23 protein-coding genes and 1 pseudogene are annotated in these 25,914 nt (G+C 69.3%); 13 read left to right on the forward strand and 11 right to left on the reverse strand.

Going from position 1 to position 25,914, the window contains the following annotated elements:
- Positions 1–12: 12 nt before the first annotated feature.
- The 5 genes from ABFT43_RS04255 to ABFT43_RS04275 form a co-directional block, all read right to left on the reverse strand.
- The gene (locus ABFT43_RS04255) at positions 13–1,224 is read right to left on the reverse strand and encodes an ABC transporter permease (protein WP_347959119.1); all 1,212 of its coding nucleotides are present in this window, start codon (positions 1,222–1,224) and stop codon (positions 13–15) included.
- Complete coding sequence (locus ABFT43_RS04260; RefSeq protein WP_347959120.1) at positions 1,221–2,117, reverse strand: ABC transporter ATP-binding protein; 897 nt, start codon at positions 2,115–2,117, stop codon at positions 1,221–1,223. The genes ABFT43_RS04255 and ABFT43_RS04260 overlap by 4 nt, the downstream gene beginning before the upstream one ends.
- Entirely contained in the window at positions 2,114–2,731 is a 618-nt protein-coding gene (locus tag ABFT43_RS04265; protein ID WP_347959121.1) for a hypothetical protein, read from the reverse strand. The genes ABFT43_RS04260 and ABFT43_RS04265 overlap by 4 nt, the downstream gene beginning before the upstream one ends.
- Positions 2,728–3,057 carry a helix-turn-helix transcriptional regulator gene (locus tag ABFT43_RS04270; protein WP_347959122.1) on the reverse strand — a complete coding sequence of 110 codons (330 nt, stop codon included), beginning with the start codon at positions 3,055–3,057 and terminating at the stop codon, positions 2,728–2,730. Before ABFT43_RS04270 ends, ABFT43_RS04265 begins: the two co-directional genes overlap by 4 nt.
- 152 nt (positions 3,058–3,209) lie before the next feature.
- A complete protein-coding gene (locus ABFT43_RS04275; protein WP_347959123.1) occupies positions 3,210–4,358 on the reverse strand; it encodes an NAD(P)-binding domain-containing protein in 1,149 nt (382 codons plus the stop codon).
- A gap of 54 nt (positions 4,359–4,412) precedes the next feature.
- Here ABFT43_RS04275 and ABFT43_RS04280 point away from each other — a divergent pair, with 54 nt between their 5' ends.
- Together ABFT43_RS04280 and ABFT43_RS04285 are read left to right on the forward strand one after the other, a co-directional pair.
- Positions 4,413–5,144, forward strand: coding sequence for an enoyl-CoA hydratase (locus ABFT43_RS04280; protein ID WP_347959124.1), 732 nt, complete (start codon positions 4,413–4,415; stop codon positions 5,142–5,144).
- Positions 5,145–5,315: 171 nt separating this feature from the next.
- A complete protein-coding gene (locus ABFT43_RS04285; protein ID WP_347959125.1) occupies positions 5,316–6,434 on the forward strand; it encodes an XdhC family protein in 1,119 nt (372 codons plus the stop codon).
- 75 nt (positions 6,435–6,509) lie between these two features.
- Here ABFT43_RS04285 and ABFT43_RS04290 read toward each other — a convergent pair whose 3' ends face one another.
- From ABFT43_RS04290 to ABFT43_RS04300, 3 genes are read right to left on the reverse strand one after another with little or no spacing between them, the layout of a single operon-like run.
- Positions 6,510–7,832 carry a D-arabinono-1,4-lactone oxidase gene (locus ABFT43_RS04290; RefSeq protein WP_347959271.1) on the reverse strand — a complete coding sequence of 441 codons (1,323 nt, stop codon included), beginning with the start codon at positions 7,830–7,832 and terminating at the stop codon, positions 6,510–6,512.
- Positions 7,833–7,840: 8 nt separating this feature from the next.
- Positions 7,841–9,133: a type III PLP-dependent enzyme domain-containing protein gene (locus ABFT43_RS04295; RefSeq protein WP_347959126.1), complete on the reverse strand. Its 1,293-nt coding sequence runs from the start codon at positions 9,131–9,133 to the stop codon at positions 7,841–7,843.
- Positions 9,117–9,731, reverse strand: coding sequence for a TetR/AcrR family transcriptional regulator (locus ABFT43_RS04300; RefSeq protein ID WP_347959272.1), 615 nt, complete (start codon positions 9,729–9,731; stop codon positions 9,117–9,119). Before ABFT43_RS04300 ends, ABFT43_RS04295 begins: the two co-directional genes overlap by 17 nt.
- Before the next feature lie 245 nt (positions 9,732–9,976).
- On the opposite strand from ABFT43_RS04300, the gene ABFT43_RS04305 reads away from it, so the two are divergent.
- The 3 genes from ABFT43_RS04305 (at position 9,977) to ABFT43_RS04315 (ending at position 13,950) form a co-directional block, all read left to right on the forward strand.
- Positions 9,977–11,158, forward strand: coding sequence for an MBL fold metallo-hydrolase (locus ABFT43_RS04305; RefSeq protein WP_347959127.1), 1,182 nt, complete (start codon positions 9,977–9,979; stop codon positions 11,156–11,158).
- Positions 11,155–13,653, forward strand: a complete 2,499-nt coding sequence (locus ABFT43_RS04310) for an HAD-IC family P-type ATPase (RefSeq protein ID WP_347959128.1) — start codon at positions 11,155–11,157, stop codon at positions 13,651–13,653. Before ABFT43_RS04305 ends, ABFT43_RS04310 begins: the two co-directional genes overlap by 4 nt.
- A 72-nt stretch (positions 13,654–13,725) precedes the next feature.
- Positions 13,726–13,950, forward strand: a complete 225-nt coding sequence (locus ABFT43_RS04315) for an antitoxin (protein ID WP_347959129.1) — start codon at positions 13,726–13,728, stop codon at positions 13,948–13,950.
- 7 nt (positions 13,951–13,957) lie between these two features.
- Here ABFT43_RS04315 and ABFT43_RS04320 read toward each other — a convergent pair whose 3' ends face one another.
- Positions 13,958–14,614 (reverse strand): DNA-3-methyladenine glycosylase, encoded by a 657-nt coding sequence (locus ABFT43_RS04320; RefSeq protein WP_347959130.1) that lies wholly within the window; start codon positions 14,612–14,614, stop codon positions 13,958–13,960.
- Between ABFT43_RS04320 and ABFT43_RS04325 the strand changes: the two genes are divergently transcribed.
- The 7 genes and pseudogenes from ABFT43_RS04325 to ABFT43_RS04360 all read left to right on the forward strand — a co-directional run bounded on the left by ABFT43_RS04325 (position 14,592) and on the right by ABFT43_RS04360 (position 21,396).
- Entirely contained in the window at positions 14,592–15,029 is a 438-nt protein-coding gene (locus ABFT43_RS04325; RefSeq protein WP_347959131.1) for a type II toxin-antitoxin system Rv0910 family toxin, read from the forward strand. The two genes, ABFT43_RS04320 and ABFT43_RS04325, sit on opposite strands and share 23 nt — an antisense overlap.
- Positions 15,030–15,140: 111 nt before the next feature.
- Entirely contained in the window at positions 15,141–17,159 is a 2,019-nt protein-coding gene (locus tag ABFT43_RS04330) for a substrate-binding domain-containing protein (RefSeq protein ID WP_347959132.1), read from the forward strand.
- A 54-nt stretch (positions 17,160–17,213) separates the two neighbouring features.
- The gene (locus ABFT43_RS04335; protein ID WP_457590094.1) at positions 17,214–17,777 is read left to right on the forward strand and encodes an FMN-binding protein; all 564 of its coding nucleotides are present in this window, start codon (positions 17,214–17,216) and stop codon (positions 17,775–17,777) included.
- 22 nt (positions 17,778–17,799) lie between these two features.
- Entirely contained in the window at positions 17,800–18,687 is an 888-nt protein-coding gene (locus tag ABFT43_RS04340) for an FAD:protein FMN transferase (RefSeq protein WP_347959134.1), read from the forward strand.
- Positions 18,684–20,251 (forward strand): annotated as a pseudogene (locus ABFT43_RS04345) (RnfABCDGE type electron transport complex subunit D). Before ABFT43_RS04340 ends, ABFT43_RS04345 begins: the two are co-directional and overlap by 4 nt.
- A 7-nt stretch (positions 20,252–20,258) precedes the next feature.
- Positions 20,259–20,807 (forward strand): molybdenum cofactor biosysynthesis protein, encoded by a 549-nt coding sequence (locus ABFT43_RS04350; RefSeq protein WP_347959135.1) that lies wholly within the window; start codon positions 20,259–20,261, stop codon positions 20,805–20,807.
- A 385-nt stretch (positions 20,808–21,192) separates the two neighbouring features.
- Positions 21,193–21,396, forward strand: a complete 204-nt coding sequence (locus ABFT43_RS04360) for a hypothetical protein (protein WP_347959136.1) — start codon at positions 21,193–21,195, stop codon at positions 21,394–21,396.
- A gap of 208 nt (positions 21,397–21,604) precedes the next feature.
- Here the strand turns inward: ABFT43_RS04360 and ABFT43_RS04365 are convergent, their stop codons facing one another.
- Complete coding sequence (locus tag ABFT43_RS04365; protein ID WP_347959273.1) at positions 21,605–22,492, reverse strand: proline dehydrogenase family protein; 888 nt, start codon at positions 22,490–22,492, stop codon at positions 21,605–21,607.
- A 61-nt stretch (positions 22,493–22,553) separates the two neighbouring features.
- Positions 22,554–24,200: an L-glutamate gamma-semialdehyde dehydrogenase gene (gene pruA / locus ABFT43_RS04370; protein ID WP_347959137.1), complete on the reverse strand. Its 1,647-nt coding sequence runs from the start codon at positions 24,198–24,200 to the stop codon at positions 22,554–22,556.
- A gap of 74 nt (positions 24,201–24,274) precedes the next feature.
- Here pruA and ABFT43_RS04375 point away from each other — a divergent pair, with 74 nt between their 5' ends.
- Positions 24,275–25,882 (forward strand): PucR family transcriptional regulator, encoded by a 1,608-nt coding sequence (locus tag ABFT43_RS04375; protein WP_347959138.1) that lies wholly within the window; start codon positions 24,275–24,277, stop codon positions 25,880–25,882.
- Positions 25,883–25,914: the final 32 nt, after the last annotated feature.

Consider the following 25,914-nt stretch of genomic DNA (forward strand, 5'->3'; position numbering starts at 1 on the left):
ACGAATCCGTTGTCACCTGGCCAGCTTCACGACCTCGCCCCAGCCGATCCGCGACCCGGTCCGCAGGATCGACCGCTGGTAGATCCGCGCGGTCACCCACGTCGCCGCGGCGGTCGCGAGGCCCATCAGCACGAAAGTGATCACGATCTGCACGATGTTCGTGTCGCCGGTCGCGATGCGGATCGGCATGAGCGCGGCGCTGAACGGCGGAACCCAGCTGAGCGTCTCGATCAGCGTCGAATTCAGCGCCTGCACACCGAAGATGCCCGCGTAGAGGACCGCGAGAGACAGCACGGTCAGCGGCGCCGACGACGAACTGAGCTCCTCCTGCCGCGAGACGATCGCGCCCGTCGCCGCGTAGAGCGACGCGAAGAACAGGAAGCCGAGCACGAACCACGCCAGCGACGCCGCGAACATGCCGACGGCCGCGCCGGGCACGGTGAGGATTCCGGTCGCCATCCCCGCGATCATCGCGGTCGCGCCGAGCAGCACCACCTGCCCCAGCACGACGGCGCCGATGCCGAGGATCTTGCCCCACATCAGGTGGAGGGGCTTGATCGTCGCGAGCAGCAACTCGACGACGCGGGAGGTCTTCTCCTCGACGACACCCACGGCGACCATGGTGCCGCCCATGGTGATCGCGAGCATCAGCAGGACGAACCCGACCATCGCGATCACGACTCGCTGGCCCTCGTCCGGGCGAGCGGCGTCGAGCTGGGTCACCGTGACGTCGACCGGGGGCAGGGACGCGACGTCGATCCCGCGCTCGGCGAGCGCGCGGGACAACCCGTCCTGGGCCACCGCCGTGCGGATCGGCCCCTCGACGGCGGGGTCGACACCGTCCTTGCCGATGATCACGTAGGAGTCGGTCGCCTCGCCGGGCACCAGTGCTGCCGCGACATCGCCGTCGGCGACGCGCTGGCGCGCTTCGGCAACAGTGTCCACGGATTCGATGTCGATACGGGTCCCGGCCGAATCGGCCACGGAGACGATGGATTCCGCCACCGACTGCGGTTGCGCCAGGACGGCGACCCTTTCGGCGGAGTCGCCGCCGGTGACGATCTTGATGATGATCGCGCCGGCGATCAGCACGACCATCAGCAGCCCGGTGCTGATCAGGAACGACCTCGTCTTCACGCGGGTGGTGATCTCGCGTTCGGCGACGAGCCGGATTGCCTGTGATGCGCTCGCGGCGGGGACGGTCGGTGTGTGCAGGGCGGTCATGCCGACACCACCTCTCGGAACAGTTCGGTCAGGGATGGGGCAGATGTGGCGAACCGGTGGACGGGGCCGTGTTCGAGGGCGGCCGCGAGGATCTGCTGGTCGTCGGCAGCCTCCGGGTCGATGAGAAGACGTGTGCTCTCGCCGTATTCGACGCCGCGCACACCGGGCAGGTTGTCCGCCCAGGCGATGTCGGTGCGCGGTCCGGCGATCTCGAGGGTGACGCCGCTGCGGGTGCGCAGGTCGTCGACGGTGCCGAGCGCACGCATCTCGCCCCGGGCGATGATCCCCACCCGATCACAGATCCGCTGGACGAGGTCGAGCTGATGGGACGAGAAGATCACCGGGACGCCCTCGGCCGCCTTCTCTTTCAGCACGTCGCTCATCACGTCGACGGCGACCGGGTCGAGGCCGGAGAACGGCTCGTCGAGTACGAGGACCTCCGGATCGTGCACGAGTGCGGCGGCGAGCTGGACACGCTGCTGGTTGCCGAGGCTGAGGTCGGCGACGTCGTCGTCGAAGCGGGAACCCACGCCGAGTCGATCGGTCCAGCGCCGTGCCGATTCCTCGGCGCTCGCGGTGGCCATGCCGTGGAGACGCGCGAGGAACGTGAGTTGTTCTCCCACTCTCATCTTCGGATAGAGGCCGCGTTCCTCGGGCATGTACCCGATCCGGCGTCGGAGGTCGAGGTCGATGTGGCGGTCGCCCAACCGGACTTCGCCCGCGTCGGCGGCGAGCACGCCGAGGATGATGCGCATCGTCGTCGATTTGCCGGCGCCGTTGCTGCCGACGAAACCGAAGATCTCCCCGGGATTGACGTGAAAGGTCATGTCCCGCAATGCGACCAGGTCCCCATAGCGCTTGTGGAGACCGTCGACGATCAATGGTGCGTTCATGGTTCGCGCTCCTCTCGGACGGCGTCGGCGGTGGTCGGTGAATCGTCGAACTCGTAGTCCTCGGGGTCGGGGGCGGACATCCACCAGGCGACGAGCATCGTCGGAACGCAGGCCGCGGTGAGGACGAGTGAGATGAGCAGGATCGCCGATCCGTAGACCCAGTCTCCCGGGACCTCGTCCTGCGTGCTCATGGCGATGAGGACCGCATAGGGGACGAACATCGTGACGTAGAGGACGAAGAACCCGAACGACCGCGCCGAATTCCGTTGTGCCAACTGGATCTCGTCGAGCGCGGTGACCGGTGCATCGGCGACCGACCCGGTGACGATGCGTAACGCCCCGAGGGTGAGCAGGACGGCGACGAGACCCAGGCCGAACGGCAGGATGAACCAGTTCGATCCGACGAAGGCGAGAGTCGAGCCGGCGATCACGACCGCGAGCGAGCACAGCAGCGCGATCACCAGGCGCCGGAAGGAGCGCTGGTTGCGCCACGACGTCAGCCGATGGGCGTGCCTGGCGTTGAATGCCTGGTGCCGACGACCCCGCCAATCCTCGTAGCGACGCCAGATCTGTGGTTTCGCTTCCTCCGGGAACGCCGAGTTCGGGTCGTTCATCGTTCACCTCCGTCGTCACTGGTGTCTGCGCCGGTGATTGATGCGTCGTCACCGGATACCCGTCGGTCGCGCCGATACAACTCCGCCGACATCGCGCCGAACGGCGTCCGGCTGAACACGGCCTCGACCGGCAGGTCGAAGACGTCGCAGATCCGGAACGCGAGGTCGAGGCTGGGGTAGTTGTCGCCCCGCTCGAGGGCGCCGACGGTCTGCACGTTGATGCCGACGAGTTTCGCGAGGTCGGCCCGTGACATCCCCCGTTCGGCGCGCAGGACGCCGATGCGGTTGTAGATGGGGAGCTTTTCCCCACGCCGTATTGGACTCACCTCACCCAGTGTTGGGAAAACACAACACTTTGTCAAAACACGGCTACGGGCCTGGTGTCACGAGATGTCGCCCGCGACACCAATCCGGCGCTGTGACCTCGGCTGATCTCGGTCACACGGATCGATGATGTCGGGCGCCTGCGCTTCGGTCGCTACCGAACCCCGAGCAGCTCCGCCGCCACCCGGGCGGCCTCGCGTCCGGCACGGTTGGCGCCGATCGTCGACGCAGAGGGGCCGTACCCCAGCAGCTGGACCCGCGGGTCCGCGTCGACGACGGTCGCAAGGCGTCCGGTCATGACGATCCCGCCGCCGGGGCCGCGCAGTCGCAGGGGAGCGAGGTGGTCGAGCGCGGAACGGAACCCGGTGTTCCAGAAGATCACGTCCACGTCGAGGCGTTCGGGGCCCTCGCCGTCGACGGTGCAGTCCCAGCACACGCCGGTCTCGGTGATGCGGGTGAACATCGGACGCCACTTCAGGATGCCGTCCCGCTGGGCGGCCGCGATCGTGGGCGTGAGCGCGAGCCCGGTCACCGACACCACCGATGTCGGGGGCAGGCCGGCGCGCACACGGCGTTCGACGCGGGCGACGGCCTCGCGCCCCTGCTCCGGCGTGAACGGCTCCGGGTTGAAGACCGGCTCGCGCCGCGAACACCAGAACGTCTCGACGCCCGGCGCCTGCCGTGCGATCTCGATGAGCAGCTGAATGGCCGAGATACCGGCGCCGACGACGAGGACACGCTTCCCGGCGAACTCGGCGGGCGTCTTGTAGTCGTGGGTGTGCAGTTGCCGGCCGCGGAAGTCTGCGGCCCCGGGGATGTGCGGGATGAACGGGCGGTCCCAGGTGCCGGTGGCATTGATGATGACATTCGCGGTGACGCTGCGGCCGTCGGCGAGCTCGGCGCGGAACCCGTCGCCGTCGCGGCGGACCGCGCGCACATGCACCGGTCGGTGCACGTTGAGTCCGAACTTCTCCTCGTAACGCCCGAAGTACTCGGGGACGGCGGTCGCGGCGGGGAGGTGGTCGCAGTTGAGCCCGAGCGCGTCGATGATTCCCCATCCCGGCAGGTCGTGCACCCGGTTCGCGGTGGCCAGGGTCAGCGTCGGCCACCGGAACTGCCACGCCCCGCCGGGCCCGGGCGCATGGTCGAGGACCTGGTAGCGCTCACCGAGATCGAAGCGGTGCAGGAAATACGCCGCCGACAGCGCGGCCTGTCCGCCACCGATGACCAGGACGTCCGAGTGGTCTTCGACCGCGGGTGGGGACGGGGTGGCGCCGGGTGCCGGAGAAGCGGTGTTCTGCACGTCACCACCCTGTCATGTCTGCCGGGGATCGGTGGATCGGTAGGCTTTGCCACCATGATTCACTCCACCACCGACGGCGCCGTCGTCACCATCGAGCTGGACCGGGTCGAGAAGCGCAACGCCCTCGACGAGGAGATGCTGACGGGCCTGGCCGACGCCTTCGAGACGGCGGTCGCCGACGGGGCACGCGCCATCGTGGTAACCGGACGCGGCACGGTGTTCAGCGCCGGCGCCGACCTGTCCGGTCCGGTCTACGACCCCGGCTTCCTCGAGAAGCTCGTCGGGACGCTGGAGCGGATCGAGCGCACGCCGGTGCCGGTCATCGCCGCACTGAACGGCGCGGCCATCGGCGGCGGGGTCCAGCTCGCCATGGCCGCCGACCTGCGCGTGATGGCGCCGGACGCGATCGCCGCCATCCCCGCCGCGAAAATCGGTGTGGCCGTGGACGAATGGACCATCCGCCGACTGGTGTCGCTGGTCGGCGCGGGGCAGGCCCGCGGCATGCTCATCGGTTGCGAACCGCTGAATGCAGACCGCGCCCACGCCCTGGGCTTCGCCAACCGCATCGGCGATCTCGCCGACGCCCAGCACTGGGCCGCGACCATCTCCGAACTCGCGCCGCTCACGTTGCAGCATTACAAGCTCGTCCTCAACGGCGACGGTGCCCGCGACCCCGCCCCCGCGGACCGTGTCGCCGCCATGCGCCGCGCCTGGGAGAGCGACGACATGGCCGAGGGCCGGGCAGCGCGCCAGGAGAAGCGTGCGCCCCGGTTCCTCGGGCACTGAGTTTCGGAAAACGCCGAGTTCCGGAAAAACGCCGAGTTCCGGACAGACGTCGGGTCCCGGAAACGCTGAGTTGCGGGAAGGGCTGGGGTCCGGGAAGGCCGGGTCCCGAAAGCACTGGGTCCCGGGGTCGCTGAGCAGCGGGTCCGGCCTCCCGCGTGCACACTGGAGTGCATGCGCGACATCTTGCCGGACCTCGTCGGACTCCTGGGCGGGGCCGGCGCGCGCCCGGTGGTGTTGTGCCGGGTCGTCGCGACCTCCGGCTCCGCGCCGCGCGGGGTCGGGGCGGCGATGCTCGTGACCTCCGACGGCGCGGTGATGGGCTCGGTGTCGGGCGGCTGCGTCGAGGGCGCGCTCGTACACACCGCGCGGCAGGTCCTCGACGACGGTGTCGCGGTCGTCGAGACGTTCGGGATCGACGATCCGGGCGATCCGGTGCCGGGCCTGACGTGTGGTGGTCGGATCGCTGTCCTCGTCGAACGGGTCGAACCCGTCGAGGAACGTCTCGCGCAGCTGCGTCGTCTCGGAGACGCCCTCCGCGCCGACGAGCCGGTCGCGCTCGCGACGACCCTCACGGAGCGGCCCGACTGGTACCTCGCCACCTCGGTCGCGCATCCGCCATGGCGTCGCCTCGACCGCGACGTCGCCGACCTGCTCGCCGTCGGACGAAGCGGCATCATCGGCGTCGACGACTGCGAGACAACCGATCCGGCGGCCACCGCCGAGGACCGTCCCCGCACCTTCGTGCAGACCTTCGCACCCGCCGCACGTCTGGTCCTGGTGGGCGCCAACGACTTCGTACGCTCCCTGAGCTCCCTCGGTGCCACCCTCGGCCTGCGGGTCACCGTCGTCGACGCCCGGCCGGTGTTCGCGACCCGCGAGCGGTTCCCCGACGCCGACGAGGTGATCGTCGACTGGCCGGATCGCTATCTGGCCGAACAGATCCGGGACGGGCGCATCGGCCCGACGACGGCGCTCTGCGTGTTGACCCACGACGCCAAGTTCGACGTCCCGACCCTGCGAACCGCCTTGCGGTCCGGCACTTTCGGGTTCATCGGCGCACTGGGTTCGCGGCGGACGGTCGCCGACCGCAACCGCCGTCTACGCGAGGAGGGCGTCGACGAGCGGCAACTCGCTCGGCTGCGGTCGCCGCTCGGTCTCGACCTGGGCGCGCATTCGCCGGCGGAGGTCGCGGTGTCGATCGCGGCGCAGATCGTCGCGGAGCGCCATCGCGCGAGCGCGATGCCGCTGCACGCGACCGATGGTCCGATCCATCAGCGACGGAATCCATAGCTGCACGTCGCGCTCAGCGCGACATCGAGCTGCACGTCGCGCTCAGCGCGACATCGAGCTGTGATTCCGCGCGCCTCAGTCGCCCAGTACTCGCCGCAGGTACTCGTTCGCGAACACTCGCGCAGGATCGAAACGGTCACGTACCGCGCGGAACTCGTCGAAGCGCGGGTACACGCTGCGCAGGTAGTCGGCGTCGCGGGTGTGCATCTTTCCCCAGTGCGGGCGTCCGCCGACCGCGGTCATGATCGCCTCGACGTCGGCGAAGTAGGCATCTGAGTCGGCCGGGTCGTCGCGGTGATAGCGGTGGACGGCGATGTACCCGCTGGTGCGGCCCGACGCCGTGGACAGCATGAGATCGTCGGCGGCCGCGGCGCGCACCTCGATCGGGAAGCTGACGTGGTACCGGCGCCGGTCCAGCATGGCCCGGATCTCGCGCAGGGTGTCGGGGATGTCCTCGAGCGGGATCGCGTACTCCATCTCGCGGAACCGCACATCCCGGTTCGAGACGAACACCTTCGTCGACTCGTCGGTCATCTCCCGCGGCGAGAGGCAGCGGCCGGCGACGGAATTGATCGTCGGAACCAGACCGGGTGCGCGTCTGCCGATCTCGCACAGCAGCCGGAACACCTTGTTGCTCAGTAGTTCGTCGTCGACGTAGCGGCGGATCCTCGACGGACCGGTGACCTCCGCGTCCGCGGGCAGCCGGGTGTTGGTCTTCGTCAGCGCGCAATCGGTGTGCGGGAACAGGTAGAACTCGTGGTGATCGGCCTCGGCGACCTGCTCGAGGAATCCGGCGATCGCCTCCGACGCCGACGCAGGGCCCTCGACGGCGTGCAGCTTGAAGTCGTCGACGCATTCGACGGTGATCTCGACGACGACGCCGAGCGCGCCGAGACCCAGTGCCGCGGCGGGGAAGTCGGGATCACCGGGTTCGACGTTGACGACCTCGCCCGCGCCGTTCACCAGCCTCACCCCGGCGATCTGGGTGGCGATGCCGCCGAAGGCCAGACCGGTGCCGTGGGTTCCGGTGGACGTCGCGCCCGCGATGGTCTGCCGGTCGACGTCACCGAGGTTGGCCATCGCCAGCCCGTGCGGCTTCAGCAGGCCCGGGATCTCGTACAGATGCGTGCCGGCCCGCAGCGTGACGCGCTTGCCGTCTACGCCGACGAGTCCACGCAGATTCGACAGCTCGAGCTGCACGTCGTCGGCGACGGCGATGGGGGAGAAGCTGTGTCCGGCGCCGACGGTCTTGACCGTGCCGCCACGCTCGACGGTCTCACGGACGATGTGCGCGACCTCGTCGGCACTCGACGGGGACAGCGTCCGGCTCGGCGTGGAGCTCGCGGTACCGCCCCAGTTCCGCCACCGGTCCGCCGGATCCGCCGTCGTCGCGCTCACAGGCCCGCTCACAGGAAGCACTTCTCCTCACCCCGGTATGTCGGAACGACCTCGGTCACGACCGCGCGCCCGGTGTCGTCGCGATCGATCACGGCGACCTGCCGCGCCCGCTCGCAGACCTCACCGGACTTGGTGTGCCGGAACCATACTCGATCGCCGACCGCGATGCCGGACGCGGCGGCGCCGCGCAGCGGGGTCTGCACCTCGCCGGCGGCCTCGGTGCCGATGTAGCCCAGACCGCTGGGCCACACCGGCTTCGGCAGCCGGTCCTCGGCCGGCGGACCCGAGGCGATCCATCCGCCGCCGGCGCAGGTGACGATGTCGCGCGCGGGGCGTCGCACCACGTCGAGCCCGAATGCCAGCGCCGGCGCGGGCCGAAAGTGCGCGTAACCGTCGAACAGGTGGCCGCCGAAGAGGCCGCTGCCCGCCGCGATGTCGGTCACCGACCGGTCGCGGGCGGTCTCCTCCAGCGACCCGGTGCCGCCGCCGTCGACGAACTCGAGGTCGGCGAGTTGCCGCAGCTCATCGATGATCTTCCCGCGCCGGCGACGCAACTCGGCCATCGACCGCCGCTGCATCAGCGAGACGACGGCGTTCATCGCCGCCTTGCCCGGCACGCCGTTTGCGACCCCGGCCACCTGTGCCTCGTACGACATGACGCCGACCAGTTCGAAACCGTCACGCGCGACGACCGTCCGGGCGAGCTCGAGGACGTCGCGCCGCGAGTGCACCGGCGACCGGCGTACCCCGATGTGGACACGACCGCCGAGTAGTCGATAGGACGCATCGAGGTCGATCGCGACGCGGACGGGGCGCCGGGATGCGGGTGGGGCGACGACATCGACGATATCGAGTTGATCCGAGGAATCCACCAGGAGCGTCACCCGCGACGTGGCGACCTCGTCGGACACGAACGCGCGCAACGCGTCCCGCCGCACCGTCGGATATCCGATCAGGATGTCGGGGATGTCGGTGGTGGTCGCCAACCAGTGCGCTTCGGCCAGGTCGTAGGCCAGCACACCGTGGAAGCCCGGGCGAGTCGCGAGATCGGCGATGACCGACCGCACGCGCAGCGACTTGCTCGCGATCCGGATCGGGACCCCGGAGGCCCGGCGCAGCAGGTCGGCGGCATTGTGTTCGAGCGCCGCGCGGTCGAGCGCGAGCACCGGGGCGTCGAGCCCGGCCTCGCGTACCGCCTGATCGATCGTCGCCCAGTACCCCTCGGGGTCGCGTACCCACAGGCCATCGCCGCGTGGATCGGCGGACGGGGCGTGGGTTCGACGGTCAGTCGAACGTGACATAGGTGGCCAGCTGATCGGCGACGGCCTCGATCAGCGAGTTGATCACCGACTCGTCCCCGGTGCTGAGATGGACCAGCGTGATGGAGTTGGTGGCGGCGATGACGAACGGTCCGAGCTCCTCCACCGGCCGGGTCCAGGAGACGGGGGCGCTGTCGGACACAGCTTTCAGTCCGGTCGCGGCGATCCGGTACAGGTGCTCGTACATGGATCGGCCCACGTCCTGCAGCTCCGGGTGGTTGTGCGCGTAGATCCCGAGCGCGATCGCGGCCTGCATCCGGCCCGGATCGGCCTTGAGCAGGTCGTAGAACGCGTGGAACTGTCGCTCCATGTTCTTCTTGATCAGGTCGAGCGTGGGGGTGGTGCCGTAGTCGGCGGCGGGGAGCACCGCGTGGAGCATGCGTTCGATGTCGACGGGAACCGCCTGTTCCATCACGGCGCACAACAGGGCAGTACGGCTTTCGAACGCGTAGTGGAAACTCGCGAGCGGCATCCCGGCGTGAGCGCAGATGCGGCGGGTGGTGGCACCCTCAACACCGTGATCGGCGATCACGCGGTACGCCGACTCGATGAGCGCACTACGACGCTGTTCGACGGACATCCGAGGCACGGGGGTCTACCTTTTCGGACGACATGCGCCGGCGCATGTGCGATGGACGGTTTCGCCGCAGCTTATCAGCGACATCAGGGGCATCTGCCCGGTTCACGCCCGAAAAGCCGGGCACCGTTCACCCGGCTCGTCATCGGGCCTGCGGGTCGATCTCACAACGGGCGTCCGAGGATGTGAGGGGACGGCGCCGATCGACGCCGCGCTTGCCGACCTTTGCCGAACGAACCCACTAGTGTGTGATCGTGACCTCGAACGCCGGACGAACCACCACGGACGCGACCTCGCGGGTACTCGGGAGGGTGACGTCGGCGGGCGCGATGATGGCCGACCTGGTCGTCGAGCGTCTCGCCGCGGGCGGCGTGACCCCCGCGCGTGCGGTCGGCGCGAGCAGAGAAGAGATCGCCCCACACATCCGGCGCTCGCCGTATCAGCGCGACGGGGTCTTCGACAATCCCGAACCGCAGAGTTCCGTGGACCCGGACCTCGCGGTTCTCTCCGACATGGCCCGACGCCCCGGCCGCCCGCGACGCCCTGTAATGGTCACGACGCCGCAGTTCGGCGCCCCGGCGCCGCTGTCGGTCACCTGGCTCGGTCACGCCACCGCGGTCATCGACATCGACGGCGCCCGCATCATCACCGACCCGGTCCTGAGCCGCCGGTGCTCCCCGAGCCAACTCGTCGGCCCGGCGCGCATGCATCCGGCGCCGATCGCCGCGCGCCGGTTGCCGCCCATCGACGTGGTACTCATCAGCCATGACCACTACGACCACCTCGACATGGACACCGTCATCACCCTGGCGGCCACCCAGCCCGACGCGGTGTTCGTGACGACGATCGGCGTCGGCGCACACCTCATCGCGTGGGGCATCCCCGAAGACCGCATCCGCCAGGCCGACTGGTGGGAGGACCTCGTCGTCAGCACGCCCGTCGGCGATCTCCGCCTCACCTGCGGACCGGCCCGGCACTTCTCCGGGCGATGGCTGGCGCGCAACCTCACCCAGTGGGGCAGCTGGGCCGTCGAAGGGCGTACCCACAAGGTCTTCTTCTCCGGCGACACCGGCCACACCGAACGTTTCGAGGACCTCGGCGCGAAGCTCGGCCCGTTCGACCTGACCCTCGTCGCCGTCGGCGCCTACGACGAGATGTGGCCCGACATCCACATCAACCCGGAGGAGGCGCTGTCGGTGCACCGGATGGTGTCGCCCGGCGCCGGGGCCGACTCGGTGATGATCCCGATCCACTGGGGGACGTTCAACCTCGCCCGCCACCCGTGGGGTGAGCCCGTCGCGCGGCTGCTGGCCTCCAGGCGCCACGGGGACCCGACTGTGCTGGTTCCGCAGCCCGGTGGTTCGATCGACCTCGAACACCGCACCGGAACCGGTGTGGCGCATCCGAGTTGGTGGGAGGTTTCGGCGTGAGCACCACGGCGGAGACGGTCGATCCCGGGCTGTCCGCGCAGGAGGTCGCCCAACGGGTCGCCGAGGGCAAGGTCAACACCCTGCCCGCGAAGTCGGGCCGCACCGTCGCCGACATCGTCCGCGCCAACGTCTTCACGCGCATCAACGCGATCCTGGGCATCCTGTTCGCGATCGTCGCGTTCACCGGGTCGTTCATCAACGGCCTGTTCGGCCTGCTCATCATCGCGAACTCGGGCATCGGCATCATCCAGGAGGTGCGCGCCAAGCGCACCCTCGACAAGCTCGCCATCGTCGGCCAGACCCGCCCGCGGGTGCGCCGCGAGGGCAAGGTCACCGAGATCGCGCCCGACGAGGTCGTGCTCGACGACATCATCGAGATCGGCGCCGGCGACCAGATCGTCGTCGACGGCGAGATCATCGAGGCCACCGCCCTCGACGTCGACGAGTCGCTGCTCACCGGTGAGGCCGACCCCATCGACAAGGATCCCGGCGACCCGGTGTTGTCCGGCAGCTTCGTCGTCGCCGGTGGCGGCGCCTACCGCGCCACCAAGGTCGGCGCCGACGCCTACGCCGCCCAGCTGGCCGCCGAGGCGTCGAAGTTCACCCTGGTCTCCTCCGAACTGCGCTCGGGCATCGACCAGATCCTCAAGGTCATCACGTGGCTGCTCATCCCGGCCGGCATCCTGACCATCGTCAACCAGCTGTTCATCAGCGAGAACGGCCTCAAGCAGGCCCTGCTCGGCATGGTCGCCGCACTCGTCCCGATGGTCCCCGAGGGCCTGGTGCTGATGACCTCGATCGCCTTCGCAGTCGGTGTGGTCCGCCTCGGCGCGCGGCAGTGCCTGGTCAACGAGCTCCCGGCGATCGAGGGCCTCGCCCGGGTCGACGTCGTGTGCGCCGACAAGACCGGCACGCTCACCGAGAACGGCATGCGCCTGTCCGAACTCCGCCTCGTCGGCGACGTGCCGGAGGAGACCGCCGCGCAGGTGCTCGCCGCGCTGGCCGCGCACGATCCGCGCCCGAACGCCAGCATGCTCGCGATCGCCGAGGCATACCCGTCGCCGCCGTCGTGGTCGGTGTCGGCGATCAAGCCGTTCACCTCGGCCACCAAGTGGAGCGGCATGTCGTTCACCGACGACGCCGGCAGCGATGCGGGCAACTGGATCGTCGGCGCCCCAGACGTGCTGCTCGACCCCGCCGGCGACACCGCGCAGCTCGCCTCCGACATCGGTGCCACCGGCCTGCGCGTGCTGCTGCTCGCCCGCACCGACGTCCCCGTCGACACCGAACCCGACCCCGGGGCGGTGGCACCGGGCGCGGTCGCCCCGGTCGCCCTGGTCGTCCTCGAACAGCGGGTGCGTCCCGACGCCCGCGACACCCTCGAGTTCTTCGAGCACCAGAACGTCGCGGTCAAGGTGATCTCCGGCGACAACGCCCGCTCGGTCGGCGCGGTCGCCGAATCCCTGGGACTCGGATCCGTCGACACGTCCGTCGACGCCCGCGAACTGCCCAGCGACACCGACGAACTCGCCGAGGTCGTGGAACACGGCGTCACCTTCGGCCGGGTGCGTCCGGACCAGAAGCGCGCCATGGTCAAGGCGTTGCAGTCGCGCGAGCACACGGTGGCGATGACCGGCGACGGCGTGAACGACGTTCTCGCGCTCAAGGATTCCGACATCGGGGTGGCCATGGGCTCGGGGAGCTCGGCGGCTCGCTCGGTGGCGCAGATCGTGTTGCTGGACAACAAGTTCGCCACCCTCCCGTATGTGGTCGGGGAGGGGCGCCGCGTCATCGGCAACATCGAACGCGTCTCCAACCTGTTCCTCACCAAGACCGTGTACGCGGTGCTGCTGGCGCTGTTCGTCGGTGTCGGCGGTGTGCTGGGCAAGCTGCTCGGCACCGAGCCGCTGAGCTACCCGTTCCAGCCGATCCACGTGACGATCTCGGCGTGGTTCACCATCGGCATCCCGGCGTTCATCCTGTCGCTGGCGCCCAACAACGAACGCGCCCGCCGCGGCTTCGTGCGGCGCGTGCTGCTGACCGCCGTGCCCAACGGCATCATCGTCGGCCTGTGCACCTTCGTCACCTACGTCATCGTCAACCCGGGCGGCCCCGGCGTGGAGGTCGGCGGTGACAGCGTCAACCTGTCGCCGGAGCAGACCCAGGCGGCCACCGCGTCGTTGATGACGCTGATCGCGGTCGCGGTCTACGTGCTCGCCGTCGTCGCCCGCCCCTACACCTGGTGGAAGGTGCTGCTCCTGGCCGTCTCCGCCGGCGCCTACGTGCTGATCTTCGCGTGGCCGTTCACCCAGGACCTGTTCGAACTCGACTCGTCCAACTGGGCCATGAACTCGGTGGCGCTGGTCTCGGCGGCGATCGGCATCGTGCTGGTGGAGGTGGTCTCGAGACTCGCCCCGCGCTGGATCGCCGCGCACGATCCGCACCATGTGCACCCGGCCGATGCCGAGTCGGCCACCGCGCCGACGGCTGCCTGAAACCGCATCTCACACGGCTAGACTCTCCGCGGGTGGCCGGAAGAAGTCCGGCCCGTCGACTCAGGAGACGTCATGGATCTCAAGGGACTCGTCAACAAGGCGCGCGACACGCTGCGCAGCAACCCGGATCTGATCGAGAAGGGCGGCGACGCCATCGACAAGGCCACCGGCAACAAGTACGCCCAGCATGTCGACAAGGCGCAGGACGCCGTTCGCAAGGCCGTCGGTGCCGAAGACAAGAAGGCCGAAGACCACAAGGCCCAAGCCGAGCAGCCGGAAGAGAAGAAGGACCAATAGCCGGTTGTCACCTACCGGCGCGCGGATGGCGCCGGTAGGACGACACCGTCGGGTGGCCGTCGACGAAGAAGCGCCACTGCCGGTCGGCGGCGAGTCGGACCCCCACGCGCGGTCCGGCGACCACCCTCAGGGCGTCCGGTCCGCGGCGCGTGGCGTCGAGCCGGACCGGGGCGGCGGGATCGGTCAGGTCGGTGTCGAGATCGGCCATCGTGATCCCCAGCGCGCGGCACAGGTTTCCGGGCCCACTGGCCAGACGGGCATCCGGCACCGGTGTCGACCGCGCCGCTCCGCGACGCTCCCGCGCGAGTTCCACACCATCGACGATCTCCCCGGCCCGCAGCAGGATCGCCGCTGCGGGGCCGATACCCTGCACGACGACGTTGGCGCAGTGATGGCCGTGAATCCGGTAGACGTACAGCCGTCCCGGCGGTCCGTACATGATCTCCGACCGCGCGGTCCGCGTGTAGGCGTGCGACGCCGGGTCGTCTGGACCGGCGTAGGCCTCGACCTCGGTGAGCATGATGGTCACCCCGTGACCCGTCAGGTGGGCGCCGAGCAGATCGCGGGCCTGGTCCGTGACCGCAGTGGAACGCGTCACCGGTTCCGTGGCGCCGGTCACGGGGACACTAGGCTCTTGGTCCATGGCGAAGACGAGTGACTCCATCGAGGTTGATCTGTCACCGGAAGATACCTGGGCCGCGGCGAGCGACCTGTCCCGGTATTCGGAATGGCTGGTGATCCACGAGGTGTGGCGCAGCCCGATCCCGGCGCCCGAGGATCTGCGCAAGGGCGTCGAGATCTCATCGATCGTCAAGGTCAAAGGCACCCGCGTGCGGTTCGACTGGGTCATCGAGAAGTTCGAACCCGTGTCGCACGTCCGTCTCAAGGGCAACGGAAAGGGCGGGGTGAAGGCGAAGCTCGACCTGGGCATCTCTCCCACGTCGCGGGGATCGGAAGTAACCTTCACTGTTGATCTGGGTGGACTGCCACTCATCGGGCCGGTGGGCAAGACCGCGGTGCTGGCCGTTTCGGGGGATCTGCGTAAATCGCTGGAGCGGTTTCGAGAGGTCTTTGCATGACGCTGCGCGTCATCGAGGTCTGCGGCTGACGCCTGCGTCGGCGGGGCCTCCCGGATGACGCGTGGCACGGCGGTGTGAGCACACCGCCGCACGAGGGGAACGAGAGTATCTATGGGGCGTCACAGCTCAGACGGCGATCGCGCCGGCAACGAGTGGAACCGGTCGGAGAAGAACCCGGCCCGCGACACCGGCGGATTCGGTGCTGCACCTGGCGGGCCCGGCCGCCGAGCCGCACGAGGCGACACCGGAGGCTTTAGGGCTCCGGGTGACAGTGGCGGGTTCCGTGCGCCGTCGGAAGACAGCGGTCGGCAGCCCACGGCCGGCGACACCGGTCCCCGGCCTCGTGCGGGTGACGCCGTCCGCCGTCCGGTTGAGGGTGACCCCGGACCGTCCGGCACCTCGTCGAACCGCCCCGCCGGAAGCGACTCGGGCGGCTTCCGTGCCGCGGGCGACTCGGGCGGTTTCCGTGCCGCGGGCGACTCGGGCGGCTTCCGTGCCGCCCCGAACGCCGGCGACGACGACTTCGGCTTCGATCACCGCGAGCCGCCCAGCGGCCGCAGCGGCGCGTGGCTGTGGGGGATCGCGGCGCTGGTCCTGGTCGCCGCGCTCGTCGCGGGCCTCGTGATCTGGCAGACGAGTTCGTCGGGTTGCGGTGACCGCGTGAAGGTGGCCGTCGCGTCCGACGCCGCGATGACCAACCCGCTACGCGAGGTCGCCCGACAGGCGTCGGCGGACTCCTGCTACGACTTCGACGTCCAGACCGCGGCAGGCGCCGACATGCCGGGGCTGATGACGCAGGGTGCGGCCGCCCCGGACCTGTGGGTCGCCGACTCCCAGGTTCAGGCTCGGCGCGTCACCACGCAGGTTCGCCGTGAACTCGACCTGGTCTCGCCGTCGATCGCGTCGACCCCGGCGGTCGTCGCCGGCACCGACGTCCCCGAGTTGCAGACCTGGGTCGACGTCATGAAGCTGCCCAACCTGCGAACCGGCAGCCCCGTCGACACCAGCACCGGCGACGCCCCGATCATCGGCGCGCTCGCCGCCGTCGACGCCGGTGAACTCTCCGAGGAGGAGTTCACCGAGGCGATGACGGTTCTGGCGATCCAGCAGAACAACGCGCGTCTCGCCAACGACAGCGAGGGCGCCCGGCTCAACCTCGCCAATCAGGAGGGCGTGCCGGTGGTCACCACCGAGCAGCAGTACGAGCTGTTCGTTCGCACTCACCCCGGCTCGCAGCTGAAGTCGGCCGTCCCGGCGTCGGGCACCGTGACGCTCGACTACCCGCTCGTGAACACCGCGTCCGCGGCGAAGCAGGAGGCCGCCGCCGAGGCAGGTGCGGCGCTGGCCGCCGCCCTCGACAGCGACGCGGGACGGAAGGCGTTGGCCGACGCGGGCTACCGCGATCCGGAGGGTAACGGCGTCGGTGAGCCGGTGAAGCGGCTCGAGTTGCGCGACCCCGCCTCGGTGGACAAGGCGCTGCGTCAGTGGCAGGTTCTCGGCGTGCCGATCCGCACCCTCGTCGTGCAGGACACCTCCGGATCGATGGAGGCCGCCGCGGGTGGCTCGACCCGAGCGGAACTGCTCATCGAGGCGTCGAAGACCGGTCTCAAGTTGTTCCCGAACAACACGATGGTCGGCGGCTGGGCGTTCTCCGTCGACAAGGGCGGCAACGGCCAGGACTGGGTGGAGATGGAGCCCATCAAGCGACTCGACGCCCCGTCGGGTCGCGGGACGCACCGTGACGCGTTGGTCAAGGCCGTCGAGACGGGCCTGTCCGATCTCGGCGGCGGCACCGGCCTGTACGACACGACGCTGGCGGCGTTCAAGCAGGTCCAGGAGACCTACGATCCGAACTACTCCAACAGCGTCATCGTGATGACCGACGGTCAGAACGAGGACCCGGACAGCATCAGCCTGCAGGAGTTGCTGGCCGAGTTGAAGCGACTCGAGGACCCGGCCCGTCCGGTCCTGGTCCTCACCATCGGCATCTCCGACGACGCGGACACCGACGCGCTCAAGCAGATCGCCGATGCGACCGGCGGCACCACCTACGTCGCGAAGACGCCTGCCGACATTCGCAACGTCTTCGTCGACGCCATCCAGGCACGCGTGGCGGCCGCGGGACGCTGACGCGCGGGCCGCGCCCGGCTCACGCTTGCGCAGGTCGTCGGGGACAATGGGCCGATGATCCGTGAAAAGAGCATCGATCCCGATCTGTCGGCATCTGAATCGTCGGTGTCTGAACCGTCCGTATCTGAACAATCGGGGGCGGCCCGGTCCGGACGCTCGGCCCTGCTGACCCGCACCGGCGGTGTGGTCGCGGCGATGGCGGCCGTCGGTCTGGTCGCCGGAGCGTGTTCGTCGGACGATTCCGACCCCGGTTCGACGACCGCCACCACGGACACGGCGGCGGCCTCACATCCGGCCGGACACGACCCGTCCCACGACGTCCACTACAAGGACGGTGTGTACACCGCGGAGGGCGGATACATCTCGCCCGGCGGGCCGCAGAAGGTCGGGGTCACCGTCACCCTGTCCAACAACATCATCAAGGCGGTGTCGGTCGACACCAGTCTGACCAAGGGTCCGTCGCTGGAATACCAGGGCAAGTTCGCCGGCGGCATCGCCGATGTCGTGGTGGGCAAGAACATCGACGAGATCGACGTGCACAAGGTGTCCGGCTCGTCGCTGACCTCCGGTGGGTTCAACGAGGCGATCGAGAAGATCAAGAAGGAAGCGGCCGGCTGAGCGCGGGCTCGACTCTCCCGTGGTGAAAACCCCTGGCACGTTTCACGACTGGGTATTCGAGGCGATCGGCACCCGGTGGACGATCACGACTCCGGCACCACTGCCCGACACCGCCGTCGCGTCGGTCGGCGCGGAGATCGAACGAATCGACCTGGCATGGTCCAGGTTTCGCGACGACTCGATGGTCGCCGCGATGGCGCGTACCGCCGGCCGGTATCCGATCGAGCCGTGCGATCGGCCGCTGCTCGACTGGTACCGACGGCTGTACGAGCTGACCGGCGGCGCCGTCACACCACTCGTCGGCGGAACCCTCGCAGCCGCCGGATACGACGCCGACTACACGTTGCGACCCGCGTCGTCGATCCCCGCGGCGCCGGCCTGGGACGACGTGATCGTCGGACACCACGAAGCACTCGACCTGCGTGAACCCGTGCTCGTCGACGTCGGCGCGGCCGGAAAGGGGTTCGCCGTCGACCGGGTCGCGGAGATCGTCGCCGGCTTCGTCGACGACTACATCGTCGATGCGGGCGGCGACATGGTCGTCTCCCCGCGGGAGACACCGGTGCGTGTCGCGTTGGAGCATCCGCTGGACCCCGTCAGGGCGATCGGGGTGGTCGCGCTCGACGGCGGCGCGATCTGTGCGTCGGCGTCGAACCGGCGGACATGGGCCGACTGGCACCACATCGTCGACCCGCGCACCGCGTCACCGGCGTGGGAGGTGCTGGCCACCTGGGTGATCGCGCCGACCGCGATGGAGGCCGACGGGCTGGCCACCGCGCTGTTCTTCGCCCCCGCGGCACACCTCCGTGGCCACTTCGACCATCACGCCGACGGATTCCACCACGTCACCATCCGACGCAACGGGAGTGTCGAGCACACGGCGGTCCCGGGATTGGAGCTGTTCCTGTGAAGACCGGTCTCGTGCGGGTTCTCGCGCCGATCGATGCGGCACGGCGGCAGCTGACGCCGTATCGGGCGGTGTTGTGCGGACTCGTCCTGCTGGCGGGGAGCGCGTTCATCGTGTCCGCAACCGACGGCGACTTCGGTTACGGGCCTGACGATCTCGCGGTATGGCTGGCGGTCGCGGTGGTCGCCGGGTTCGTCTCCACCTACGTGATCGCCGCACTGTTGCGGGTGCCGCCGAACTCCGATTCATGGCTCATCACCGCGCTGATCCTGTTCTTCGTGCTGCCCGGAGGTTCGGAGGACACCGCGATCGCGACGGTCGCGATCGGTGCGGCCATCGCGTCGGCGTCGAAGTACGTTCTCGCATGGCGTCGTCGGCTGATCGTGAACCCGGCGGTCGCCGGCGCGGTCGGGTGCTATGCGCTCGCGTACGCCGGGGTCGACGGAATCAGCTTCCCGTTCTGGTGGGTCGCGGCCGAACCGATGCTGATCCCGATGGTCGTCGTCGGGGTGCTCGTGGTGACCCTGATCCGGGACTGGCAGCTGGTCATCGCCTTCATCGCCGCGTCCCTGGTGACCATCGGAGTCGTCGAACTCGCACGCGGCGGACAGGATCTCGCGACATGGTTCGTGTCGAGCCCGTTGCTGTTCGTCGCCGCGGTCATGCTGCCCGAACCGCTCACGTCGCCCGCGACCCGGTCGCACCGCCTGATCTACGCGGCACTCGTCGGGGTGCTCATGCACTGCCAGTACACGGTGGAGGTGACCGAGTCGTACACGCTGGCCTTCGTTCCGGAGGTCGCGTTGTTGGTCGGTTGCCTCTACGCATTCGTGGTGCGCCTGGCCACCCGCACCGCGCGACGCGTGCGTTTGGATGTGACCAGCGAACCGCTCGCCGAGCGAACCCACGCGCTGCGCGGTGAACCCGCCGGGGGCGCACCGGTGTTCCGGGCGGGGCAGTGGTCGAGCGTGAGCGTGCCTCGGTGGTCGGCCCCGGTGTGGGTCGGTTCGCGGCGGGTGTTCTCCTTCGTGTCCGCGCCGAAGGAGTCTCCCGTCGAGTTCGGGTTCACCGTGTCCGGTGTGCCGTCGGCATTCAAGGCCGCGCTCATCGAGGGTCGCGTGCGGCGGGCCTGGGTCGACGAGATCGGTGGCGATTTCGTGTTGCCGCGCGGGTTCCCGGGCAAGGGCAGGGTGGTGCTGCTCGCGTCGGGCATCGGGATCACGCCGTTCGTGTCGATGGTGCGGTCACTCGACGCGCCGACCTCTCCGGGTTGACGCTGGTCCATGTCTTGCGTGCCACGGAGCGAACCGTCTACGACGACGAACTCGAGGCGGCGCGAGCGCGGTCGGCGCGGGTGGTGACCGTTGTCGAACCAGGCCTTGCCGACGGCATCGACGATCCCGTCCGCCTCGCCGAGCTGATCGCCCCCGACGGCGAGGGCGCGCATTACCACGTGTCGGGGCCGCCGGCGTTCGTCGAACGGACCTCGGCGACGATCCGTGCGCTCGACCCTGCGACGAGGTTGCGGCCGTGGCGGATTCACGCAGACACCTTCACCGGGTACTGAGGGCGCCATGACCTACGAAACCCGCTGCGAGGTCATGACCCTCGTCGTCTCCCCGAAGCACGCCTACTTCGGCCGCCCCAAGGACGGGCCCGCCGACGACGTGGAGACGTCGACCCCCGACACGGTGGAGATCGTGGCTGACAAGGGGATCCGCGGCGACCGCTTCTTCGGGGTCAAGGCCCACACGGAGGCCGCCGTGACCTTCCTGGCGCTCGAGGCCTGGGCTGCCGCAGCAGGCGACGCCGACCCTGTGCCGGCCCGGCGCAATGTCGTCGTGTGCGGCGTCGAACTCGATCCGTTGCGCGGTAGGGAGTTCGAACTCGACACCGGCGCCGGCCCGATCCGTTTTCGCGGTGGACGCCCCGCCCACCCATGCGCGTGGATGGACACCGTCGCCGGGGAAGGCGTGCGCAAGGCGCTCATCGGGCGCGGCGGTCTGCGGGCACAGCCGCTCACCTCCGGCACGCTGAGCATCGGGCCTGCGGTTTTCGTCACCGACGTCGAGCTCGACCCGGCCCGGGCCGCGGACCAGATACACCGGGCGCAACCGAGGTAGGGACTCGGCACTCGTCCCTGTGGCTCGCCGTGATCTGGTTGCTGTTCGTCCCGGTTTCCGGACACAACCGCAACGTGATCGTCCCGTACACGGTTTCGTGCACCGTGGGTCGAGACCTGCTGTGGTCGGTCGATCAGGACGCCGTCGTCGAACCGCGGGTGCGCCCACGCCCGCCGGAACCCGTGTCGAGGATGTTTACGGGCGGAGGTGCGTAGCCGTGTCCGCAGGCCGGCGACCGGGTCGGCCGGTGTATGTTCACCGGCACACGCCGGCAGGCAGATCGTGAGAGCCCAACTACCCTGCACGCCATACGTTCTGACAAACCCTTTACGTCTTTGAGCATGTCGACCGCGGCGCGTTTGGCGGTTGGGCTCAGAATCTTCACTTGGCGATCTCCCGCAGCGCGTCTTTCTCCAACTCGACAGGCGTCAACCGACCCGAGGCGGGCTTGGTCTGGGCACCGCCGCAGCTGGCCCGGTCGGTGGTGGAGGCCGTCATCGGAACCCACGCCGACCGGCACACGGGCACCACCGCCACCGTTCTTCCCGCCGGTAGCGTGCTGTTCTGGCGCGACGCTCATTTCCGTTGAGGGGGGAACGTGTCGGAGGGATCGGCCACACCGGCCGGCGACGAGCACCCCGGGCCCCACCCCGACCACGCACCATCACCGACGGCCACGTACCGCGCCCACGGAACCGGCCGGAAGACGAGCACGCCCGCCGGCGAACCGAGCGTGCCCGGAACATACGGGCACGCCGACACCGCGAAATCGGGTACGGTCCCGCGCCCTTCTGACGTCAGCCCGCGAGCGCCCGCAGGAAGAAGCCCAGGTTCGCCGGACGCTCCGCCAGGCGTCGGACGAAGTAGCCGTACCACTCGGTGCCATATGGGATGTACACCCGGACCCGTACGCCGGAATCCACCAGCCGACGCTGCTCGTCGGTCCGGATGCCGTAGAGCATCTGGTGTTCCCAACTGTCAGGGGTGCGATCGAACTCCGCGGCCAGGATCGCCGCCGCCTCGATCATCGTCGGATCGTGGGTGGCGACCATCGGATGGCCGTTTCCCTTCATCAGGATCCGCAGGCAGCGGAGATACGCCTCATCGACCTGCCGGCGGTCCTGATGGGCGACAGATGCCGGTTCGGCGTAGGCGCCCTTGCACAAGCGGATTCGCGCACCGGACGCCGCGAACTCGGTGCAGTCGTCTTCGGTGCGTCGCAGGTATGCCTGCAATACCGTCCCGACCTCGGGGAAGTCGCGTCGCAACGACCGCACGATGGCGAGCCGCTCGTCGACGGTGGTGTGGTCCTCGGCGTCGATGGTCACGAGCGCGCCTACCCGACGCGCTGCGACGGCGATCGTCCGCGCGTTCTCCTCGGCGATCTTCGCCCCGTGCTCGGGGAGTCGCTGTCCGAGCGCGGTGAGCTTCAGCGACACCTCCAATGAACCCGGCGGCCGTTCACCCAGCGACGGCATCGCGTCCAGCAGGGACACATACGCGGCGACGGCGGCGTCGGCCTGCGACTCGTCGGTGGTGTCCTCTCCGAGATGGTCGACCGAGACCGCGAGTCCGTCGTCGAGTTCCCGGCGCACCGCGGCCAGTACGTCGTCGAGCGTCTCGCCGGGCACGAACCGCCGGACCACCTTCTCGGTGACCGCCCAACGTTGCGACGCCTCTTTCATCCGGTTGCTGCGTGCGGCCGCCAGGATGCCCGGCCGCAGCAGCGTGTCGAAGGCACCCACCTCAGATCCCCGTGAAGTCGGTGCTCATGTGCGGATACCGCCAGTTGGTCGGCGGGGTGAACGTCTCCTTGATCGTGCGGGTCGACGTCCAGCGCAGCAGATTCTGCATGGACCCTGCCTTGTCGTTCGTGCCCGACGCCCGCGCGCCCCCGAACGGTTGCTGACCGACGACGGCCCCGGTCGGCTTGTCATTGATGTAGAAGTTGCCCGCCGCGTTGCGCAACCGGTCGGAGGCGACGGCGATCGCCGCGACGTCGGTCGCGAAGATCGCCCCGGTGAGCGCATACTTCGCGGTCGAATCGACAAGTCCCAGAACGGTGTCGAAGTCCTTGTCGTCGTAGACGTACACCGACAGGATCGGCCCGAAGTACTCGGTGGAGAACGCCTCGTCGGTGGGATCGTCGGCCAGCAGCACGGTGGGCTGCACGAAGTAGCCGACCGAGTCGTCGACCTGTCCGCCGACCGCGACGGTGATCCGTGGCGACGACTTCGCCCGACGCAGCGCGGCGATCTGCTTGTCGAAGGCCTTCCGGTCGATGAGCGCCCCGCCGAAGTTCGACAGGTCGCGAACGTCGCCGTAGGTGATCTCGGCCGTCTCGCCGAGGAAGTCGTCGCCCATCTTCTCCCACATCGACCGTGCGATGTAGGCGCGCGATGCGGCCGAACACTTCTGGCCTTGATACTCGAAGGCGCCGCGGATCAGGGCCGTCCGCAGGGCGAGGGGGTCGGCGGACGGGTGGGCGACGATGAAGTCCTTGCCGCCGGTCTCGCCGACGAGCCGCGGATAGTTGCGGTAGCGCTCGATGTTCGCGCCGACCTGCTGCCACAGGAACTTGAATGTCGCGGTGGACCCGGTGAAGTGGATGCCGGCCAGGTTTTCATCGGCCAGAACCACATCCGAGACGTCCTTGCCGTCGCCGTGGACCAGGTTGATCACCCCGGGAGGAAGGCCGGCGGCCTCGAGTAACGCCATCGTGTACTGAGCCGAATATGCTTGTGTCGGAGCGGGCTTCCACACCACCGTGTTTCCCATGAGCATCGGCGCGGTCGGCAGGTTCGCGGCGATGGCGGTGAAGTTGAACGGTGTGACCGCGTAGACGAAGCCGTCCAGCGGCCGGTACTCCAGGCGGTTCCAGACGCCGGGCGAGGACACCGGTTGCTCGGCGAGGATCTCCCGGGCGAAGTGGACGTTGAACCGCCAGAAGTCGGCGAGCTCGCACGGAGCGTCGATCTCGGCCTGCTGCACCGACTTCGACTGACCGAGCATGGTCGCTGCGGCGATCCGCTCGCGCCACGGGCCACAGAGGAGTTCGGCGGCACGCAGGATCACGGCGGCACGGTCGTCGAAGCTGGTGTGTGCCCAGTCGTCCCTGGCGGCCATCGCGGCGTCGACGGCTGCCCGGGCGTCGTCGTGCGTGGCGTTGGTGATGAAGCCGAGCACCTCACGGTGGGCATGCGGTTGCACGACGTCGATGTGCTCGCCGTGCCCGAGACGCAGGTGCCCGCCGATGATGTGTGGCAGTTCGCGCCTGCCCCTCTCGGACTGGGCGGTGAGTTCGTTGACGAGGCGTATGCGTTCCGGAGAACCGGGTGCGTAGCTGTGGACCGGCTCGTTGGCCGGGCGCGGGGGAGAGGTGATGGCGTCCATACCGCAAGGTTGATCCGGGCATCGGCGCCTCGGTATGGACGATTGGCAAAGCAAACCGCCGTATTCTTGTCTGTATGGACAAATCGTCGGGTGTGGCGCTCGGACGGCTCGTCCTGGCGCTCGACCGGACCATCGCGACGCTGGTCACCGCGCCGCGGGGCCTCGACGTCCCGGTGCGCTCGCTCGCCATGATCGACGTCGACGATGTCCGCTACGGCCTCGGCCACGCCGCCCGCTCGGCCGACGTCTACCTGCTGGTGGGCCTGTCCGACGAGATGGGCATCGAGCTGCTCAACGGACTCGGCGTCCACCGGCCGGTCGCAGTCCTCGGCAAGACGACGTCGACGCTGCTCGCGGACGTCGCCGAACGGCTCGGTGTCGCCGTCGTCGCGATCGACCCGCATGCCCGCTGGGAACGCATCTACAACCTCGTCGACCATGTTCTCGAGGCCACGCGTGCGGACGTCGGCAGCGGCGAGTCCATGGAGACCGGCACCACCGGCGATCTGTTCGAGCTCGCGGCCGAGGTCGCCCACCGCACCAACGGCCTCGTCAGCATCGAGGACGAACGCTCCCACGTGCTCGCCTACAGCTCCACCGGCGACGAGGCCGACGAACTCCGACGACTCTCGATCCTCGGTCGCGAGGGCCCGCCCGACATGCTCGCGTGGCTGCGCCGATGGGGCGTGATGGATGCGCTGCGTACCTCGACGAAGGTGGTGCCGGTCTCCGAGCGGGCTGACCTCGGTCTGCGTCCCCGTCGCGCGATCGCCATCCGGGCCCCGGGAAGTGGGGAGTTCCTCGGCGTCGTGTGGCTGCAGCAGGGGACCCGCCCGCTCGCCCCCGACACCGACGAGGTGCTCGTCGGCGCCGCGGCGGTCGCCGCCCGCGTGATCGCCCGACGCCGCACCGCGGGGACCGGCCATGACGAACTCGTCCGCCGTCTGCTGGGGGCACGAGGTGAGGGCATCGACGTCGAAGACCTTGCGACGCAACTACATCTGACACCGGCCGAACAGGTGGCGGTCGTCGGATTCGCGACGCGCGGCGACTCCGAGAATCCGTCGGCGCCGCTGGCCGTCAACCGCAGCCGCATCTCCGCACTCACATTGCACGCCAGCGCATTCAGTCCGCTGTCGGTGACGTCGACGATCGGCGACCGCGCCTATGCCGTGCTGCCCGGCGTCGCCGGCGACGCAGCGGTCGACTGGGCGCGGGTGTCGGTCGACGCGACGGACCGGCAGTTCGGTGTGCGCATCCGGGCGGTGGTCGCCGGGCCGGGAGCGCTCGCCTCGGTGCCGCAGCTGCGCGCACAGATCGATCGCGTCCTCGATGCGGCCACCCTCGAAGGCGAACTCATCGACGACGTCACCACGATCGGCGACTCCCGCACCGGTGTGCTGCTGGGTGAGATCGTCGCACTGCTGTCCGACAACCCAGACCTGGTCGATCCACGGGTGAACGAGCTCGCCGACCTCGATGCGCGCACCGGTAGCGAGTTCACCGTCTCGCTCCGCGCCTACCTCGACCGGTTCGGTGACGTGCGTGCCGCTGCGAAAGACCTTCACGTGCACCCGAACACGCTGCGTTACCGTATCCGTCGCATCGAAACCCTCACCGGCATGGACCTCGACGATCCGGCGACCCGGCTCGTCGTGGCGTTGTCTTTGCGGGTGCGGTAGCCCGCGCTGAAGACCGCCCCCGATTCCAGGGG

This window comes from Gordonia aurantiaca (assembly GCF_039939235.1).
In the GTDB taxonomy this organism is placed as follows: domain Bacteria; phylum Actinomycetota; class Actinomycetes; order Mycobacteriales; family Mycobacteriaceae; genus Gordonia.